At 59.1% G+C, this 16,787-nt stretch carries 18 protein-coding genes and 1 pseudogene; 6 read left to right on the top strand and 13 right to left on the bottom strand.

The genetic code is table 11. From position 1 onward, the window contains the following. Positions 1-11: 11 nt before the first annotated feature. From phnP to HMPREF3142_RS14325, 12 genes are all read right to left on the bottom strand, one after another. Positions 12-770 (bottom strand): phosphonate metabolism protein PhnP, encoded by a 759-nt coding sequence (phnP, locus tag HMPREF3142_RS14380; RefSeq protein WP_044649739.1) that lies wholly within the window; start codon positions 768-770, stop codon positions 12-14. A 15-nt stretch (positions 771-785) separates the two neighbouring features. After that, entirely contained in the window at positions 786-1,349 is a 564-nt protein-coding gene (phnN, locus tag HMPREF3142_RS14375) for a ribose 1,5-bisphosphokinase (RefSeq protein WP_012543150.1), read from the bottom strand. Beyond that, complete coding sequence (phnM, locus tag HMPREF3142_RS14370) at positions 1,349-2,485, bottom strand: alpha-D-ribose 1-methylphosphonate 5-triphosphate diphosphatase (protein ID WP_064171534.1); 1,137 nt, start codon at positions 2,483-2,485, stop codon at positions 1,349-1,351. The genes phnN and phnM overlap by 1 nt, the downstream gene beginning before the upstream one ends. After that, positions 2,482-3,162, bottom strand: a complete 681-nt coding sequence (phnL, locus tag HMPREF3142_RS14365; protein WP_008807247.1) for a phosphonate C-P lyase system protein PhnL — start codon at positions 3,160-3,162, stop codon at positions 2,482-2,484. The genes phnM and phnL overlap by 4 nt, the downstream gene beginning before the upstream one ends. Before the next feature lie 107 nt (positions 3,163-3,269). Further along, complete coding sequence (gene phnK, locus HMPREF3142_RS14360; RefSeq protein ID WP_012543148.1) at positions 3,270-4,028, bottom strand: phosphonate C-P lyase system protein PhnK; 759 nt, start codon at positions 4,026-4,028, stop codon at positions 3,270-3,272. Continuing rightward, the gene (locus HMPREF3142_RS14355; protein ID WP_002885202.1) at positions 4,025-4,873 is read right to left on the bottom strand and encodes an alpha-D-ribose 1-methylphosphonate 5-phosphate C-P-lyase PhnJ; all 849 of its coding nucleotides are present in this window, start codon (positions 4,871-4,873) and stop codon (positions 4,025-4,027) included. The genes phnK and HMPREF3142_RS14355 overlap by 4 nt, the downstream gene beginning before the upstream one ends. Continuing rightward, positions 4,866-5,930: a carbon-phosphorus lyase complex subunit gene (locus tag HMPREF3142_RS14350; RefSeq protein WP_008807245.1), complete on the bottom strand. Its 1,065-nt coding sequence runs from the start codon at positions 5,928-5,930 to the stop codon at positions 4,866-4,868. The genes HMPREF3142_RS14355 and HMPREF3142_RS14350 overlap by 8 nt, the downstream gene beginning before the upstream one ends. Then, a complete protein-coding gene (gene phnH / locus HMPREF3142_RS14345) occupies positions 5,931-6,515 on the bottom strand; it encodes a phosphonate C-P lyase system protein PhnH (protein ID WP_008807244.1) in 585 nt (194 codons plus the stop codon). Further along, positions 6,512-6,964: a phosphonate C-P lyase system protein PhnG gene (gene phnG / locus HMPREF3142_RS14340; protein ID WP_008807243.1), complete on the bottom strand. Its 453-nt coding sequence runs from the start codon at positions 6,962-6,964 to the stop codon at positions 6,512-6,514. The genes phnH and phnG overlap by 4 nt, the downstream gene beginning before the upstream one ends. Then, the gene (gene phnF, locus HMPREF3142_RS14335) at positions 6,965-7,690 is read right to left on the bottom strand and encodes a phosphonate metabolism transcriptional regulator PhnF (RefSeq protein WP_070612170.1); all 726 of its coding nucleotides are present in this window, start codon (positions 7,688-7,690) and stop codon (positions 6,965-6,967) included. A gap of 155 nt (positions 7,691-7,845) precedes the next feature. Continuing rightward, positions 7,846-8,280 carry a VOC family metalloprotein YjdN gene (gene yjdN, locus HMPREF3142_RS14330; RefSeq protein WP_070612169.1) on the bottom strand — a complete coding sequence of 145 codons (435 nt, stop codon included), beginning with the start codon at positions 8,278-8,280 and terminating at the stop codon, positions 7,846-7,848. 228 nt (positions 8,281-8,508) lie between these two features. Then, entirely contained in the window at positions 8,509-8,844 is a 336-nt protein-coding gene (locus HMPREF3142_RS14325) for a zinc ribbon domain-containing protein YjdM (protein WP_008807241.1), read from the bottom strand. Between the two features lie 544 nt (positions 8,845-9,388). Between HMPREF3142_RS14325 and proP the strand changes: the two genes are divergently transcribed. Next, positions 9,389-10,891, top strand: coding sequence for a glycine betaine/L-proline transporter ProP (gene proP / locus HMPREF3142_RS14320; RefSeq protein ID WP_008807240.1), 1,503 nt, complete (start codon positions 9,389-9,391; stop codon positions 10,889-10,891). A 49-nt stretch (positions 10,892-10,940) separates the two neighbouring features. On the opposite strand, the gene melR is transcribed toward proP, so the two are convergent. Beyond that, positions 10,941-11,879 (bottom strand): transcriptional regulator MelR, encoded by a 939-nt coding sequence (gene melR, locus HMPREF3142_RS14315; RefSeq protein ID WP_008807239.1) that lies wholly within the window; start codon positions 11,877-11,879, stop codon positions 10,941-10,943. Between the two features lie 239 nt (positions 11,880-12,118). Between melR and HMPREF3142_RS14310 the strand changes: the two genes are divergently transcribed. The 5 genes and pseudogenes from HMPREF3142_RS14310 to HMPREF3142_RS14295 all read left to right on the top strand — a co-directional run bounded on the left by HMPREF3142_RS14310 (position 12,119) and on the right by HMPREF3142_RS14295 (position 16,593). Beyond that, a complete protein-coding gene (locus HMPREF3142_RS14310) occupies positions 12,119-13,471 on the top strand; it encodes an alpha-glucosidase/alpha-galactosidase (protein WP_070612168.1) in 1,353 nt (450 codons plus the stop codon). Between the two features lie 93 nt (positions 13,472-13,564). Next, positions 13,565-14,980: a melibiose:sodium transporter MelB gene (melB, locus tag HMPREF3142_RS14305; RefSeq protein WP_008807237.1), complete on the top strand. Its 1,416-nt coding sequence runs from the start codon at positions 13,565-13,567 to the stop codon at positions 14,978-14,980. 5 nt (positions 14,981-14,985) lie between these two features. Continuing rightward, positions 14,986-15,117: pseudogene (locus HMPREF3142_RS30225) on the top strand (hypothetical protein). Between the two features lie 138 nt (positions 15,118-15,255). Beyond that, positions 15,256-16,212, top strand: coding sequence for a plasmid segregation protein ParM domain-containing protein (gene parM, locus HMPREF3142_RS14300; RefSeq protein ID WP_004146678.1), 957 nt, complete (start codon positions 15,256-15,258; stop codon positions 16,210-16,212). Positions 16,213-16,221: 9 nt separating this feature from the next. Beyond that, positions 16,222-16,593, top strand: a complete 372-nt coding sequence (locus HMPREF3142_RS14295; protein ID WP_012543143.1) for a plasmid partitioning/stability family protein — start codon at positions 16,222-16,224, stop codon at positions 16,591-16,593. Positions 16,594-16,787 lie beyond the last annotated feature (194 nt).

The following is a 16,787-nucleotide window of genomic DNA, read 5'->3' as shown; positions in this document are numbered from 1 at the left end:
CGGACCTGCACTTAATCCAGCACGATTTCCATCCCGTCATATCCCGCTTCGAAACCTGTCGGCAGCGGGTTATCCATCATCCAGACATCTAACTGGTGGCTGATATGGGTGAGGATCACCCGCGGACAGCCTATCACCTGGTTAAGGTGGCGGACGGTGTTTAGATCGTTGTGGTTACGCGGGGTCTGCGCGCGCGGCTCATGACTGCAATCAATGATCATCGCCTGCGGGCGGTTGTTGAGTAAAAACTTCAGCGTCTTGTCCGGCAGCCCGACGGTATCCGAGAGCCAGGCCACCCGGCTGTGGGCCGACTCCAGCAGATAACCGAAGGTGAGCTTCGAGTGGTTGAGCGGCAGGGGCGTTACCCGCAACCCCTGCAGGTCAAACACCACAAACGGCGTGACGGTTTGGCTAAAATCGAGCAGGCCGGGGTGCTTGAGCAGATCGTCGCAGCCGGCGTCGTCCGGCGGGCCATAGACCGGGATCGACGCGCCGACTCCCCAGCGCAGCGGAAACAGCCCCTGCACATGATCCAGATGGTAGTGGGTCAGCAGCACCTGCTGAAAACTACCGGCGGGATGATGTTCCATCAGATCCGGTCGTCCGGCATCAAGCAGCGTCACGGCGCTGTTGAACGTGACCACGCCGCTACAGGGGCGGCGTCGGTGGCTCTCCTCGCGGCGGGCGCGGCGGCAGGCCGCGCAGTCGCAACCGAAGACGGGCACCAGCTGGGCGCCGCCGGTGCCGGTTAAACGGATTGTCAGGCTCATCGTGTCACCTTTCACTCATACCGGCTGATCCTCTACGCGTGCCACGTGGCTGCGCAGCAGGCGGAAGAAATCGTCAACCGATTGTCGAAGACTCCCGTCATTATTCAACGTCAGGCAATTGTCCGGCTTATAGCGCGCGGCGCGATCCAGACGCTGGGCGATTTCCAGTGCGTTTTCCCGGCCGCGCTGCTCCAGCCGCTGGCGGAGCACCGGCGGCGAGACGGCGAGACAGATCGGCACCAGCACCTCGCCGTAGCGTTCCCGGGCCAGCGCCAGGTGGGCGCGGGAGCCGTTGGCCACCACGTCAAAGCCAGCGTGCAGCCACAGGTCGATCTCCACGCCAATGCCATAGTAAGTATTGTTGGCGTGCCAGCTGAGAGCAAAAAGATGCTGCTCGGCGCGGGTAAAAAATTCATGTTCGCTGAGGGCGATATGATTCTCGCTGCCCGCGTTAAACGGGCGGGTAATGTAACGATGGGCCACCAGCAGCTGCGGGTGCTCGCGCTCGCGCAGCGCCGCCAGCAGGCTGTCTTTACCGGAGCCAGAGGGGCCCACCAGCCAAATCAGTTTTCCCGGCATTAAAAGACCCTCGTTCCCTGGCGCCAGACATGGTCGATGTGCACATGCTCGCCGCGACGGTACGCCAGCACCAGGTCGGCGCGTTTCCCCTCGGCGATGACGCCGCGATCGTCAAGGCCCAGCGCCTGCGCCGGATGCTTGCTGACCAGACGGATCGCCTGCGCCAGGGTGAAGGCGTTATCCTCGGCGTCGGCGATGCGGAAAGCGGCATCCAGCAGGCTGGCGGGGTAATAGTCAGACGAGAGAATGTCCAGCAAACCACTGCTCGCCAGCTGGTGCGCCGCGATGTTGCCAGAGTGGGAACCGCCGCGCACGATATTGGGGGCGCCCATCAGGACGTGCATCCCATGCTGACGTGAAGCCTGCGCTGCGGCCAACGTGGTGGGAAACTCGGCGATGACACTACCTAACTGACGGGATTCGGCCACATGCGCCTCGGTGGCGTCGTCGTGGCTGGCGAGGGCGATACGACGGGCGCGGCACATGGCGGCGATGGTCTGACGATTCGGCTGCGACCAGGTGGCGGCCAGGGCCATCTGCTCGGCTTCAAAACGGTCCATTTCGTCGTGAGTGAGATGGTATTTGCCCTGATAGTAATCGCGGTACTTACTGCGATCGGCGTACTGACGCTGGCCCGGGGAGTGGTCCATCAGAGAGACCATGCTCACCGACTCGCGGTCAATCAGCTTTTCGAACAGCGGCAGCGTGGTGTGATGCGGCAGCTCGCAGCGCAGGTGCAGGCGATGCTCGGCGCGGTTAAGGCCGCGCTTTTGCGTGTCTTCCACCGCATTGACCATCTTCTCCAGATTCTCAAGACGATCGCCGCCATCACGCACGTCGCCAATCGCCACGGCGTCCAGCACGGTGGTGATGCCGCTGGCGACCATCATGGCGTCATGGCTGCTCATCGCCGAGTGGGCCGGCCAGTCTACCTTCGGTCGCGGGGTAAAGAACTTGTCGAGGTTATCGGTATGCAGTTCGATAAGGCCCGGCAGCAGCCAGCCGCCTTCCCCATCCAGCGCCTGCGGCAGCCGACTCTGGCTTTCGGCGAAAGCGAGGATGCGACCGTGCTGGACTTCCAGTGAACCGTGGACCACGTCGTCGTCGAGAACCAGTTTTACGTTATTGATAATCATGCTGTCATTCCCATGGGGTGCAGTCGGTCGGCGACCTGACGGCGTACCCCTTCGTCATGGAAAATCCCCACGATGGCCGCGCCGCGCGCTTTGGCATCGTGGATCAGGTTGACCACGGCAGCACTGTTTTTGGCATCCAGTGAGGCGGTGGGCTCATCAAGGAGCAGAATCGGATAGTCGACCGCAAAGCCGCGGGCGATGTTGACCCGCTGCTGCTCGCCGCCTGAAAAGGTCGACGGCGCAAGGTGCCACAGGCGTTCCGGAACGTTGAGGCGGGTCAGGAGCTGGGCGGCTTTCGCGGCGCTCGCTTCACGCGGCGTCCCAAGGTCGAGCAGCGGCTGCATCACCACCTCCAGCGCTGAAATGCGCGGGATCACCCGCAGAAACTGGCTGACCCAGCCGATGGTGGTTTTGCGCACTTCCAGTACCTTGCGTGGGGTGGCGGTGACCAGATCCACCCATTCCTCGCCGTGGCGGATGTGGATATGGCCGCTGTCCGGCAGATAATTGGCATACAGCGAACGCAGCAACGTCGATTTGCCGCTGCCGGAGTGACCGTGGAGTACCACGCACTCCCCGGCGTTAACGGTCAGCGAGGCGTCGGCCAGCACCGGCAGGCGCACGCCGTGCTGTTGGTGCAGAACAAAGGTTTTATGGATGTTTTCAACGCGGATCATGTTAGCCCTCGCGGGGTTGGGTTGCCGGGTGGCGCTTCGCTTACCCGGCCTAAGAATAACGCACCTGTAGGCCGGGTAAGGCGCAGCCGCCACCCGGCAAAACAGCATCAATTCTGCAACACCGACGACACCAGCAGCTGGGTATAAGGGTGATGCGGATCGTCGAGCACCCGGTCGGTTAAGCCACTCTCGACTACCTGGCCCTGCTTCATCACCAGCAGACGGTTCGCCAGCAGACGGGCGACGCCGAGATCGTGGGTAACAATCACCACCGCGAGATTCAGCTCCACCGCCAGGCCGCGCAGCAGATCAAGCAGCCGCGCCTGCACGGACACATCCAGCCCGCCGGTGGGTTCATCCATAAACACCAGCTTCGGCTGGGTAACCAGATTGCGGGCGATCTGCAGACGCTGCTGCATGCCGCCGGAAAAGGTAGTGGGCAGGTCGTCGATGCGTGAGGGCGGGATCTCCACCTCCTGCAGCCACTTTTCGGCGGTGGCGCGAATGTTGCCGTAGTGGCGGGCGCCGGTGGCCATCAGCCGTTCGCCGATGTTGCCCCCGGCAGAGACCTGGCGACGCAGGCCGTCCATCGGGTGCTGATGCACCACGCCCCATTCGGTACGTAGCAGGCGGCGGCGTTCGGCTTCGCTCATGGCATACAGCGAGCGCTGCTGGTACAGCACCTCGCCCTGCTGCGGCGTCAGGCGGGCAGAGATCGCCTTCAGCAGGGTGGTTTTACCGGAGCCGGACTCCCCGACGATGCCGAGTACTTCTCCCGGCCACAGTTCAAAGGAGACATCGCGAAAACCTTTGTCCGGGGCGTAGAGATGGGTCAGGTTATTCACAGCAAGTAATGGTTGGCTCATTTTTTCTGCCCCTCGCTCTGCTGGCGGCAATAGTCGGTATCGGAGCAGACAAACATCCGCTGGCCGCTGTCATCCAGTACCACTTCGTCGAGGTAGCTGTGGCGCGAGCCGCAGATGGCGCAGGGCTCATCCCACTCCTGCACGGTAAATGGATGGTCATCGAAATCGAGACTTTCCACCGGGGTATAGGGCGGCACCGCGTAGATCCGCTTTTCGCGCCCGGCGCCGAACAGCTGCAGCGCCGGCATCATGTGCATTTTCGGGTTATCGAATTTCGGGATCGGCGAAGGGTCCATCACGTAGCGGCCATTGACCTTCACCGGGTAGGCGTAGGTGGTGGCGATATGGCCGAAGCGGGCGATATCTTCATACAGTTTCACCTGCATGACGCCGTACTCTTCCAGCGCGTGCATGGTGCGGGTTTCGGTTTCGCGCGGCTCGATAAAGCGCAGCGGCTCCGGGATCGGCACTTGATAGATCAGGATCTGATCCTCCACCAGCGGCGTCTCCGGGATCCGGTGGCGGGTCTGGATCAGGGTGGCGTCTTCGGTACGCTCGGTGGTGGCGACACCGGTGACGCGCTTAAAGAACTGACGAATCGACACCGCGTTGGTGGTGTCATCCGCGCCCTGGTCAATCACCTTCAGCACGTCGTTCTCGCCGATGACGCTGGCGGTCAGCTGGATGCCGCCGGTGCCCCAGCCGTAGGGCATTGGCATTTCGCGACCGCCGAACGGCACCTGGTAGCCGGGAATGGCCACCGCTTTGAGGATCGCCCGGCGGATCATGCGCTTGGTTTGCTCGTCGAGATAAGCAAAGTTATAGCCAGTCAGTGGGTTAGCCACGTTCGTTCTCCCGTTGCAGGCGTTTCAACAGCGCCAGTTCGGCCTGGAAATCGACATAGTGCGGTAGTTTCAGATGCGAGACGAAGCCGGCCGCTTCGACGTTATCGGCATGGGCCAGCACAAACTCTTCATCCTGAGCCGGGCCAGCAATCTCTTCGTCATAGTCTGGCGCCTGCAGGGCGCGGTCGACGAGGGCCATGGCCATTGCTTTGCGCTCGCTCATGCCGAAGGTCAGACCGTAGCCGCGGGTGAAGTGCGGCGGCTCATCCTGCGGGGCGACGAAGCCGTTGACCATTTCGCATTCGGTGAGCAGCAGCTCGCCAATATTGACGCTAAAGCCCAGCTCTTCCGGCACGATTTCCACCTGCACGTAGCCGCTGCGGATCTCGCCGGCAAACGGATGGTTGCGGCCATAGCCGCGCTGGGTCGAATAGGCCAGCGCCAGCAGGTAACCTTCATCGCCGCGCATCAGCTGCTGCAGGCGCGAGGAACGCGAGCAGGGGTAGACCGGCGGGGTGCGGGTGATATCGTCGGGCGGCGTGCCGCGATCTTCCTCGGCCTTCGCCAGCCCCTGCTGCGTGAGCAGGCTAAAGACGTGCGGCGTCGGCTCTGCTTCGCCATCGGCTTGCTGCACAGACGGCGCTTCGCCGTTGGCCAGCAGGGTAAAATCGAGCAGGCGATGGGTGTAGTCGTAGGTGGGGCCTAGCAGCTGGCCGCCGGGAATGTCTTTGTACACTGCGGAGATGCGGCGTTCGAGGCGCATCTCCGCAGTGTTAATCGGTTCGCTGACCGCCAGCCGCGGCAGGGTGGTGCGGTAGGCGCGCAGCAGGAAGATCGCTTCGACGTTATCACCGCTGGCCTGCTTGAGCGCCAGCGCCGCCAGTTCGCGGTCGGCGATGCCGCCCTCGGTCATCACCCGGTCCACCGCCAGGTTGAGCTGGTCGCCTATCTGATCAACGCTCAGTTCGGGAAGCCGTCCATCGCCCCGCCGTTTCTGTTCCTGTAAGGCGTGAGCGGCGAGGATCGCCTTCTCGCCGCCCTTGACGGCTACATACATTTAGCAAACCTCCACGTGGGTGGTGCGCGGGATCGCCAGCAGGCGCTCGCCGCAGGTGAGGATCAGGTCGATGCCCAGCGGGAACGGATGCGGGCGTTCAGTTAATTCGTCGATGATGCAGTCCGGCAGCTGCGGCGCAATCATTCGCTCTTCGGCAATGCCTGCCCCGGTCAGGCGCAGCATGCGTCCGCCGCTGAGGCTGGCGAGCTGAACAATCAGCGTGACGCCGGTTTCCGGAGCAGTGACGGTGCCAGCGGAAAGGACGTTGAGCTGCTCGGCGCTGATGCCGTCATTGGCGACGGCAAAAACCGCCTGCTGCGGCTGATCCACCAGCGGCGCGCCGGTATGAAAGCGCAGATTCTGTCCCACCAGATCGTTATGCAGAGCGCTGGCGAGCCAGACCGGCGTTTCATGATCGGCAAGGGTCAACAGCAGGCTGGTGGAGGCCACGTTCAATGGCTGCCAGCCGTGCTGAAGCTGCTGCAGGGAGACAATCACCCCCGGCTCGCTCATCGCTTTCAGCAGGCGACGAAAACTGTGTTGGGCATCCTGCACAGCCAGGGTAAAAGCGGGTTGTAAGGTCATGCGTTATCTCCGCGAACCAGGGTAAAGAAGTCGACCCGGCTGGCGTTGACTTCGGCGCGTCGGGCTTCAATGCGCGCGCTGCGTAGCGCTTCCAGCGGGGTTATCAGGGTTTCCATTAACGTATGAAAATGGCGAGGCGACTGCAGCAGGGCGTCGATGGCCGCGCAGCGTTCGGCATGCGGGCGGTCGCGGCCTAAGATCCAGCTGTAGCCGAGCGTCCCGTCGGCCAGACGTACCGCCGCGCGGGTGAGCGTGGCGTCGCCGGCAAAGAAACGGTCGCCGATGCCACCCATGCGGGCCTGGAGCTGTACCAGCCCGGTTTCCGGGGTGCGAATCAATTCATACGCCGGCGCCAGCTGCAGGGACTGCATGCGCGCCAGAAGATCTTGCGGTTCACTGTGGGCCAGCACGGACATCCAGCGCTGGCGGGTGGCGGTATCGAAGTGCATTCAGTGCTCCATGGTAAATTCAATCATGTCGGCGCGGGTCAGGCTGACGGAGTATTCGATGGGGGTCTGCTCGCCCTGGCGGCTGTTGAGGGTGCGTACGCAGAGCAGCGGCGCCATGTTGGGGATCTCCAGCAGCTTGCTCTCTTTTGCCTGCGCGCGGCGGGCGCTGATTTTGGTGCGTGCCCGGGTCAGTTTGACGTCGAGCTCATCGTGCAGCAGGTCGTGCAGCGATCCGTGGCTAAAGGTTTGCAATACCGGCCAGAAACGCAGGTCGGCGAAGTAGTGGTCGATCAGGCACAGGGCGACGCCATTGACCCGGCGCAGGGTGCGCAGGTGGATGACGTTCTCGCCCTCATTGATGCCAAAGGCCTCGGCAACATGCGCGCTGGCGGGGCGCAGCACCGACAGCAGCTTTTCGCTGGTGGGATCGCTGCCCTGTTCCAGCAGGTTCTGGCTGAACCGCGCCTGAGCATTAAGCGGGTAATCGATCGGCCGCATCAGCACCAGCACGCCGACGCCCTGACGGCGCTGGACCCAGCCGCGTTCAACCAGCTGGTCGATAGCCCGGCGCAGGGTATGGCGGTTAACGTCAAAGCGCGTCGCCAGCTGCTGTTCGGCGGGCAGATAGTCGCCGCAGCGATAGTGGTGGCGCAGCTCCTGCTCAAGTCGGGCGGCGATTTCCTGATAGCGCGTGGGATAACTGGTCGGATGTCTGGACAGGTGCATAGTCATCAAGCCTCACACAGCATAGGCGAGGAGGTCCCTCGCGTTGTGGGCCGATCCTGACCGGTTTATGTTGCATTTCGGTTAAGTGATGATGACCAAAGGATGAAGAGTTGGTGCCAGACGGATGACAGGGCGGCCGGGCCGCCCTGGCGGGGTCAGCCTTGTTTGACCACGTTGATCATCCAGGGGACGCCAAAGCGGTCGACGACTTTGCCGAAGCCGTGGGACCAGAACGTTTCCTGCCAGGCCATCTCAATGCGCCCGCCGACGGCCAGCGCGTCGAACCAGCGCTGGCCTTCAGCGACATCGCTGGGATCGAGGACGAGGGTGAAGCCGGCGTAATGCACATCGGGCCCGAAGGCGCTGTCGCTCAGCATCAGCTCGCCATTATTGATGCTCAGGCTGGCGTGGGCGATGGCATCATCTGCCATCTTCTGGCCAGACGGGCAGCCGTCTGACGCTTCTTGCGCCGGGGGCGGCATTTCGCCAAAGGTCATTTTAAACATCAGCTCCGCGCCCAGCGTCTGCTGATAGAAGGCGATTGCCTCGGCGCAGTTGCCTGCAAAGGCAAGGTAGGGACTTAAGGACATGGTGAATACCTCAGTGACCGTAACCCGTAAAGCGTAGTCGCCGGGGACGCTGTTGAGCCAGACGGCAGCGCGAAAATGTGTAGCGGCATAGCGGCGAAATGGTCAGTGAAAATAGCGGGGACTGAGGCGGAAAATAACAGGTTGCACAGGGAGCGGGTGGGGCACGATGATATCGGGAGCGGCGACGGTGGTGCAGGAAAATAATGACGCCGACCTCCCGGAAATAAATCAGTTCTTTTTGACGAATTCCGACTTGAGCTTCATCGGACCAAAACCGTCAATTTTGCAGTCAATATTGTGATCGCCTTCGACCAGACGGATATTCTTCACTTTGGTGCCGATTTTCAGCATCGAAGAGCTGCCTTTTACCTTCAGATCTTTCACGACGGTAACGCTATCGCCATCGGCCAGTAAATTGCCATTGGCATCTTTAACGATCAGAACGTCGCTCTCTTCTGTCGCCTCGGCAGGGTTCCACTCATGGGCACATTCCGGGCAGATGTACATGCCGTTATCTTCATAAGTGTAAGTCGAATCGCATTTTGGGCAGTGTGGCAGTTGCATGACGTTCCTCGTGATGTCGTCGGAAAACAGGACGTTGGTCCTCTAAACAGCGGCTGATAGCCGAAAGTGTGGCTGATTATAGCGCAATCACCCACTTTTGTCGGGTGTTTTTTTAGTAAAAATTACCCACCACCTTATTCGGGTGAAAGCAGAATAACCGCCAAAATTATCCGCCAGAGGATAAGGGGGAGTGAGGAAATAATTTTTGCGAGCAGCCAGTAAAATGAACTTATTTATTTTCGGACACTCTGTAATAGGGCGGTAAATTTATGTGAAGTTGATCGCAGATATAAACGCTGTTAGGGTAAAAAAGGGGAGCAGGTCAATTTCATCAGGTATCACGATCGGCCGCTCTATTTATTCACCAGTAGCCAGAGCAGGCGTCAACAGGTTCGGTTGTACATTCTGTCAGCAGACAGTGCAGGCAAACCTGCTACGCTTGAAATGAGGAGCACAGCAATTCACCGCTCCTGACGCACGATACGAATGGCCTTGTCATTCGGCGATGATGCGTGTACTCAAGGCGGAGTAGCAGAGGAAAAATATGCTTAAAAGGAAAAAAATAAAGCCCATCACCCTTAAGGATGTGACCATCATCGATGATGGTAAACTGAAAAAGGCGATCACCGCGGCCTCCCTGGGTAACGCGATGGAGTGGTTCGATTTCGGCGTCTATGGCTTTGTGGCCTACGCCTTAGGTAAAGTCTTCTTCCCCGATGCCAACCCAAGCGTGCAGATGATTGCCGCACTGGGTACCTTCTCCGTTCCATTTTTAATTCGTCCGTTAGGCGGCCTGTTTTTCGGGATGCTGGGCGATAAATATGGTCGGCAGAAAATCCTCGCAATAACCATCGTGATCATGTCGATAAGTACTTTCTGTATCGGCCTGATTCCGTCGTATGCCACGATAGGCATCTGGGCGCCGATCCTGCTGCTGCTGTGTAAAATGGCGCAAGGCTTCTCGGTCGGCGGTGAATATACCGGGGCATCGATCTTCGTCGCGGAATATTCTCCTGACCGTAAACGCGGCTTTATGGGCAGCTGGCTGGACTTTGGCTCCATCGCCGGGTTTGTGATGGGGGCCGGCGTGGTGGTTCTCATCTCCAGCGTGGTGGGGGAACAGAACTTTCTCGACTGGGGTTGGCGTATCCCGTTCTTCCTGGCGCTGCCGTTAGGCATCATCGGTCTCTATCTGCGCCATGCGCTGGAAGAGACCCCGGCGTTCCAGCAGCATGTGGACACCATGGAGCAGGGCGACCGTGAAGGACTGCAGGACGGGCCGAAGGTCTCTTTTAAAGAGATTGCCACCAAGCACTGGCGTAGCCTGCTGACCTGTATTGGTCTGGTGATTTCCACCAACGTGACCTATTACATGCTGCTGACCTATATGCCGAGCTACCTGTCGCATAACCTGCACTACTCGGAAGATCATGGGGTGCTGATCATCATCGCCATCATGGTCGGGATGCTGTTTGTGCAGCCGGTTATCGGTATGCTCAGCGACCGCTTTGGCCGTCGTCCGTTCATCCTGATTGGTAGCGTGGCGCTGTTTGCCCTGGCGATCCCGGCCTTCATTATGATTAACAGCAACGTGATTGGCCTGATTTTCGCTGGTCTGCTGCTGCTGGCGGTCGTGCTGAACTGCTTTATCGGGGTGATGGCCTCCTCGTTGCCGGCGATGTTCCCGACGCACATCCGCTTCAGCGCCCTGGCCAGCGCCTTTAACATCTCGGTGCTGGTTGCTGGTCTGACGCCAACCCTGGCGGCGTGGCTGGTGGAAACCACTCAGAACCTGATGATGCCGGCGTACTACCTGATGGTCATCGCGGTGGTGGGGATGGCGACGGGTCTGTCGATGAAAGAGACGGCTAACCGCCCGCTGAAAGGGGCGACCCCGGCGGCGTCGGATATCCAGGAAGCGAAAGAAATTCTTGGCGAGCACTACGATAACATCGAACAAAAAATCGAAGATATCGATCAGGAGATCGCCGATCTGCAGGCAAAACGGTCGCGTCTGGTGCAGCAGCATCCGCGTATCAACGACTAACCGTTTTCACTGTTAATCATGCCGCCTGGGGAGACCCCGGCGGCATTTTTTATGCCTCCGGCAAGGCCAGCCCGTGACGTCGCTGCTGGCTAAGTTTACGGTACTGCTGCGGCGGCATGCCCACGTAGCGGGTAAAGGTGCTGTAGAAGCGGCTGCTGGAGCGGAACCCGGCGGTAAGGGCAATATCCAGGATGGTCTTGTCGGTATCGCTCAGCAGCGCCCGCACATGATTGATACGCATGGCGGTAATATACTGCTTCATGGTCTGCTGCATCACCCGCTGAAAGACCCCCATCGCGTAGTTCGGGTTGAGCTTCACGTGCTCGGCAACGGCATTGACGGTCAGCGCCTGGTCATAGTGGGCGGCGATAAACTCCAGCATCTGGCTGACATAAAACTGCGCGTGGCGCGAGACGCTATTCTTGTGGGTGCGCGAGGTTTTGTTGACCAGAATCGGCTGCCAGCCGGAGAGGCTCAGCCGCTTGAGCATCAGGGCGATTTCATCGATCGCCAGCTGGCGAATCTGTTCATTGTCGTGGTTCAGCTCCTGCTGCCAGCGGCGCACTTCAAAGGCGCTTAACTGCTGCGCGGCGAGGGACTTAATTACCATTCCATGGGTGACGTGGTTGATAAGCTCCCGGTCCAGCGGCCATGAGAGAAACAGATGCATCGGCAGGTTGAATATCGCCATCTGCTGGCAATCGCCGGGGCGGGTCAGCTGATGCGGCGTACAGGCCCAGAAGAGGGTGATATAGCCTTTCTCAATGCGCACCACTTCGTTATTAATCAAATACTCCACGTCGCCATCGAACGGCACGTTGACCTCCACCTGGCCGTGCCAGTGGCTGGTGGGCATGGCGTGCGGCGGGCGCAGTTCGATATCCATACGCTGATACTCGGAGTAGAGCGCCAGCGGGCTGCGGCTCTGCTTTTCGTCGCTGCTGCACATAAAGGGATCGGGGGGCAGGGAAGTAAAGCGGTGTTCCATGATTAACCTATTCCTGGATTGTCAGAGTGGCTGCATTTTTCGCCAGAACTGACTACAGCTTAGCGGAATAACCGGCCCGTTTTCTCTCCTTTTAAGTCGATCTATTGCCAAAAACTCAGATTTTGTGGCGCTTAATGGCCGATCTGAGTTTCCAGGAATGCTCCGGCGGGAACAGGGCAGCGTAACGCTGAGCGACGTGCCACTCTGCAAGTGTTCAATGACCTGATGGAGAGTGCGTGATGACCGCCCCAAAAATTACTTTTATCGGCGCCGGTTCGACGGTGTTCGTCAAAAATATTCTCGGTGATGTTTTCCAGCGCCCGGCGCTGAAATCGGCGCATATCGCGCTGATGGATATCGATGAAACCCGGCTGGAAGAGTCGCATATCGTGGTGCGCAAACTGATGGATTCGGTGGGCGCGAACGGCGAAATCAGCTGCCATCGCGATCGTAAAACCGCCCTGCAGGGCGCCGATTTTGTCGTCGTCGCTTTCCAGATTGGCGGCTATGAGCCCTGTACCGTCACCGATTTTGCCGTCTGCAAGCGCCACGGCCTGGAGCAGACCATTGCCGATACGCTGGGGCCGGGAGGCATTATGCGCGCGCTGCGCACCATCCCCCACCTGTGGGCTATCTGCGACGATATGACCGAGGTCTGCCCGGACGCCACCCTGCTTAACTACGTCAACCCAATGGCGATGAATACCTGGGCCCTGTACGCCCGCTACCCGCATATCAAGCAGGTTGGCCTCTGCCATTCGGTACAGGGGACGGCGGAAGAGCTGGCGCGCGACCTCGATCTCGATCCGGCGGATTTACGCTACCGCTGCGCGGGAATCAACCATATGGCGTTCTATCTGTCGCTGGAGAAAAAGCTCGCGGATGGCAGCTACGGCAGTCTCTATCCCGACCTGCTGCAGGCCTACGCCGAGGGCCGGGCGCCGAAGCCTAACCTGCACGGCAACCCGCGTTGCGAAAACATCGTCCGCTACGAAATGTTCAAAAAGCTGGGCTACTTTGTCACCGAATCGTCGGAGCATTTCGCGGAATATACGCCATGGTTTATCAAGCCGGGCCGCGATGACCTTATTGCTCGCTATAAAGTGCCGCTGGATGAATACCCGAAACGCTGCGTCGAGCAACTGGCCAACTGGCATCAGGAGCTGGAGAGCTATCAGCGCGGCGAGCGCATCGAGGTGAAACCATCCCGCGAGTATGCCAGCACCATCATGAACGCCATCTGGACCGGCGAGCCAAGCGTGGTGTACGGCAATGTGCGCAACGATGATCTCATCGACAACCTGCCGCAGGGTTGCTGCGTGGAAGTGGCTTGCCTGGTGGACGCCAACGGTATTCAGCCGACCAAAGTGGGCGCGCTGCCGGCGCATCTGGCGGCGCTGATGCAGACCAACATCAACGTACAAACGCTGCTGACGCAGGCGATCCTCAACGAAGACCGGGATTACGTCTATTACGCCACGATGATGGATCCGCACACCGCCGCGGTGCTGGGGATCGAAGAGATCTACGCGCTGGTGGACGATCTGATCGCCAGCCACGGCGACTGGCTGCCGGCCTGGCTGCACCGTTAATCCTCTCATGCCGCCGGGGGCAACGAACCCGGCGGTGCCTGTCACGCTCTATCAAACGCTGAAGGAGGCGCTGGCGACAGCGACCTGTACCCTATGAGTATTTCAATGACAACAAAGCTCAGCTACGGATTTGGTGCCTTTGGTAAAGATTTCGCTATCGGTATCGTCTACATGTATCTGATGTATTACTACACCGATATTGTTGGCCTGTCGGTTGGGGTGGTCGGCACCTTGTTCCTGGTGGCAAGGATCCTCGATGCGATAGCCGATCCGATCATGGGATGGATCGTCAACTGTACGCGATCGCGATGGGGGAAGTTTAAACCGTGGATCCTGATCGGCACGATAACCAACTCGGTGGTGCTGTATATGCTGTTCAGCGCCCATCACTTCAGCGGCGGGGCCCTACTGGCGTGGGTGTGGCTAACCTACCTGCTGTGGGGCTTCACCTACACCATCATGGATGTGCCGTTTTGGTCGCTGGTGCCGACCATTACCCTCGATAAACGTGAACGTGAACAACTGGTGCCTTACCCGCGCTTTTTCGCCAGCCTTGCTGGGTTTGTGACGGCCGGCGTCACGCTGCCGTTTGTCAGCGCCGTGGGCGGCGCCGACCGCGGTTTCGGTTTCCAGATGTTTACCCTGGTGCTGATTGCCTTCTTTGTGATTTCCACCCTGGTCACCCTGCGTAACGTGCATGAGGTTTACTCCTCGGATAGCGGCGTGAGCGAGGATTCCAGCCATCTTTCACTGCGCCAGATGGTGGCGCTCATCTATAAAAACGATCAGCTGGCCTGCCTGTTAGGCATGGCGCTGGCCTATAACACGGCGGCGAACATTATCGCTGGCTTTGCCATTTACTACTTTACCTACGTGATTGGCAGCGCGGAGATGTTCCCGTATTACATGTCCTACGCGGGGGCGGCGAATTTGCTGACGCTGATCCTGTTCCCACGACTGGTGAAAGGGCTGTCGCGGCGCATTCTGTGGGCGGGTGCTTCGATCATGCCCGTGCTGGGCTGCGGCGTGCTGTTGCTGATGGCGCTGAGCGGCGTTTACAACATCGCGCTGATTTCGCTGGCCGGGGTGCTGTTGAATATCGGCACCGCGCTGTTCTGGGTGCTGCAGGTTATTATGGTGGCCGATACCGTCGACTACGGCGAATATACGATGAATATCCGCTGCGAAAGCATCGCCTACTCGGTACAGACGCTGGTGGTGAAAGCGGGCTCGGCGTTTGCGGCCTGGTTTATTGCCATCGTGCTCGGTATCATCGGCTACGTGCCGAATGTTGTGCAGTCATCTCACACGCTGCTGGGGATGCAGGCGATTATGATTGCGCTGCCGACGCTCTTTTTCGCCCTGACGCTGTTTCTCTATTTCCGTTATTACAAACTGAATGGCGATATGTTGCGCCGTATTCAGATTCACCTGCTGGATAAATATCGCCGGGTACCGGAAAATGTCGTCGAGCCGGAACGGCCGATTGTGGTACCCAACCAGGTGTAAAAAGCGTGCGAAAACCGCTGAGGAAAGAGGGGAGGGATGCTCTCTTTTTGTACAAGAACAGTGTCTGAAACAGACAGAAAGAGAGAAACTGTATTTCTCTATTTTGTCTCATTTATTTCTCTTTCAGGGCGCATTGAATTGTTCGTTTCTCCATTTGTTCTCAAATAAAACTCGGAATTGTCTCTTTTTCGTGCACTTGCGCGGCTTTTTAACTCTTGCTACTCTTTTTGGGTCTTACATTTTTCTCTTATTTGTCTCAGTGATGGAGCAATGCGATGCGCATTTTTATCGATGATGGTTCAACCAATATCAAAATGCTGTGGGAGCAAGATGGCGAAACTTTCACCCATATCAGCCCCAACAGTTTCAAACGCGGCTGGTCTGCCACCTTCGGTTCCGGGAAGCCTTTTAACTACACCGTGGATGATGAAAAGTACTCATTCGACCTGATCACTCCCGATGCGCTCCCCACCAATAACATTGACTGGCAATATAGCCCGTTGAACTCCATCGCTGTCCATCACGCGCTGCTGACCAGCGGTCTTGAGCCGCAGGATGTCGAGATTGTGGTCACCCTGCCGCTGACCGAATTTTACGACGAAGATGCGCAATATCGTCTTGATAACATTGAGCGTAAGAAAAAGAGCCTGCTGCGCGACGTTAAACTGAACAAAGGCGTGGTGTTCAATATCACGAAAGTTACCGTGCGTCCGGAATCCATTCCGGCGGGGATCAGCCTGTGCGATGAACTGAAACCGTCGCATTCGGTGCTGATTATCGACCTTGGCGGCACCACGCTGGATATTTCAATGGTCGCCGGGCAGATGACCTCGGTTTCGCGCATTTACGGCGATCCGAAGCTGGGTGTATCGCTGGTGACCGATGCCGTTAAGCTGGCGCTGGCCCGGGCGAATACCGACACTTCCAGCTATAACGTTGACCAGATAATCATCAACCGCCACGACGAAGAATACCTGACCGACAACATCAACGATCCGGATGCGGTTTCTGAGGTGAAGAAGGTGATCAATAACAGCATCGAACGTCTGACCACCCGCGTCCTGACGGCGATTGATAGCTTTAAAGGCTATTCGCACGCCATCGTGATTGGTGGCGGCGCGCCGCTGGTGGCCGATGCGATTCGTGAACGTATGGGGCTGCGCGAGGACCGTTTCGTGGTGGCTGAAGAGCCGCAGTTTGCCCTGGTGCGTGGTCTGAAAATTATTGGTTAAGGAGCGTCTATGACTCTGGATCGCAGAAAAGTGCTGATTTACCTGCGCCCGGATATCAGCGCCAGCGAGCGCTTCGCGGACGCAAAAATTGAGGCCCATCACCGTGGCGACCGCGGCGATATGTCGCGTACGGCGCTGCTGGCGGGGCTGGCGTTAGGGGAAGTTGATAGCCGCTTGCCGTCGATGCTGGCGGCGCTGCTGGCGGAAGATACTAAACCGGAAACGCTGCGTAAGATGCTGGCTTCGTTCCTTGAGATCCAGCCGGCCTCTTCCGCCCCGGCAGCTGCGCCAGCGGCCGCTCCGGTTAAAGCGCCGGAGCCGCCAGCCCCGGTGAGCGAGAGCGTCTCCGCGCGTAATCTCGCCGGTTCGTTACCGGATTAAGCGCTATTCCCGGTTTGCGCTATTCGGGAAACTCCCCGGCTTGCGCTGCGCTTAGCCGGGCTACTGTTTGCACTGCCCGGTAGCCCGGGTAAGGCGGAACGCCGCGACCCGGGGAACTCCCCGGCTTTCGGCTGCGCTTAGCCGGGCTACTGTTTGCACTGTCCGGTAGCCCGGGTAAGGCGGAACGCCGCGAC

The organism is Klebsiella sp. HMSC16C06 (assembly GCF_001808325.1).
In the GTDB taxonomy this organism is placed as follows: domain Bacteria; phylum Pseudomonadota; class Gammaproteobacteria; order Enterobacterales; family Enterobacteriaceae; genus Klebsiella; species Klebsiella variicola.
Note: the sequence above shows the minus strand (reverse complement) of the source record. Positions and strands in the feature narration are given on the sequence as shown.

Bases quoted from the DNA above. Each gene is read 5' to 3' on its own strand.
- melR (WP_008807239.1), bottom strand. From the start codon at position 11,879: ATGGAACACCGCTTTACTTCCCTGCCCCCCGATCCCTTTATGTGCAGC.
- phnG (WP_008807243.1), bottom strand. From the start codon at position 6,964: ATGCACTTCGATACCGCCACCCGCCAGCGCTGGATGTCCGTGCTGGCC.
- HMPREF3142_RS14295 (WP_012543143.1), top strand. From the start codon at position 16,222: ATGACTCTGGATCGCAGAAAAGTGCTGATTTACCTGCGCCCGGATATC.
- HMPREF3142_RS14325 (WP_008807241.1), bottom strand. From the start codon at position 8,844: ATGCAACTGCCACACTGCCCAAAATGCGATTCGACTTACACTTATGAA.
- HMPREF3142_RS14310 (WP_070612168.1), top strand. From the start codon at position 12,119: ATGACCGCCCCAAAAATTACTTTTATCGGCGCCGGTTCGACGGTGTTC.
- phnK (WP_012543148.1), bottom strand. From the start codon at position 4,028: ATGAGCCAACCATTACTTGCTGTGAATAACCTGACCCATCTCTACGCC.
- yjdN (WP_070612169.1), bottom strand. From the start codon at position 8,280: ATGTCCTTAAGTCCCTACCTTGCCTTTGCAGGCAACTGCGCCGAGGCA.
- melB (WP_008807237.1), top strand. From the start codon at position 13,565: ATGAGTATTTCAATGACAACAAAGCTCAGCTACGGATTTGGTGCCTTT.
- phnM (WP_064171534.1), bottom strand. From the start codon at position 2,485: ATGATTATCAATAACGTAAAACTGGTTCTCGACGACGACGTGGTCCAC.
- parM (WP_004146678.1), top strand. From the start codon at position 15,256: ATGCGCATTTTTATCGATGATGGTTCAACCAATATCAAAATGCTGTGG.
- phnF (WP_070612170.1), bottom strand. From the start codon at position 7,690: ATGCACCTGTCCAGACATCCGACCAGTTATCCCACGCGCTATCAGGAA.
- HMPREF3142_RS14350 (WP_008807245.1), bottom strand. From the start codon at position 5,930: ATGTATGTAGCCGTCAAGGGCGGCGAGAAGGCGATCCTCGCCGCTCAC.
- phnH (WP_008807244.1), bottom strand. From the start codon at position 6,515: ATGACCTTACAACCCGCTTTTACCCTGGCTGTGCAGGATGCCCAACAC.
- proP (WP_008807240.1), top strand. From the start codon at position 9,389: ATGCTTAAAAGGAAAAAAATAAAGCCCATCACCCTTAAGGATGTGACC.
- phnN (WP_012543150.1), bottom strand. From the start codon at position 1,349: ATGCCGGGAAAACTGATTTGGCTGGTGGGCCCCTCTGGCTCCGGTAAA.
- phnL (WP_008807247.1), bottom strand. From the start codon at position 3,162: ATGATCCGCGTTGAAAACATCCATAAAACCTTTGTTCTGCACCAACAG.
- phnP (WP_044649739.1), bottom strand. From the start codon at position 770: ATGAGCCTGACAATCCGTTTAACCGGCACCGGCGGCGCCCAGCTGGTG.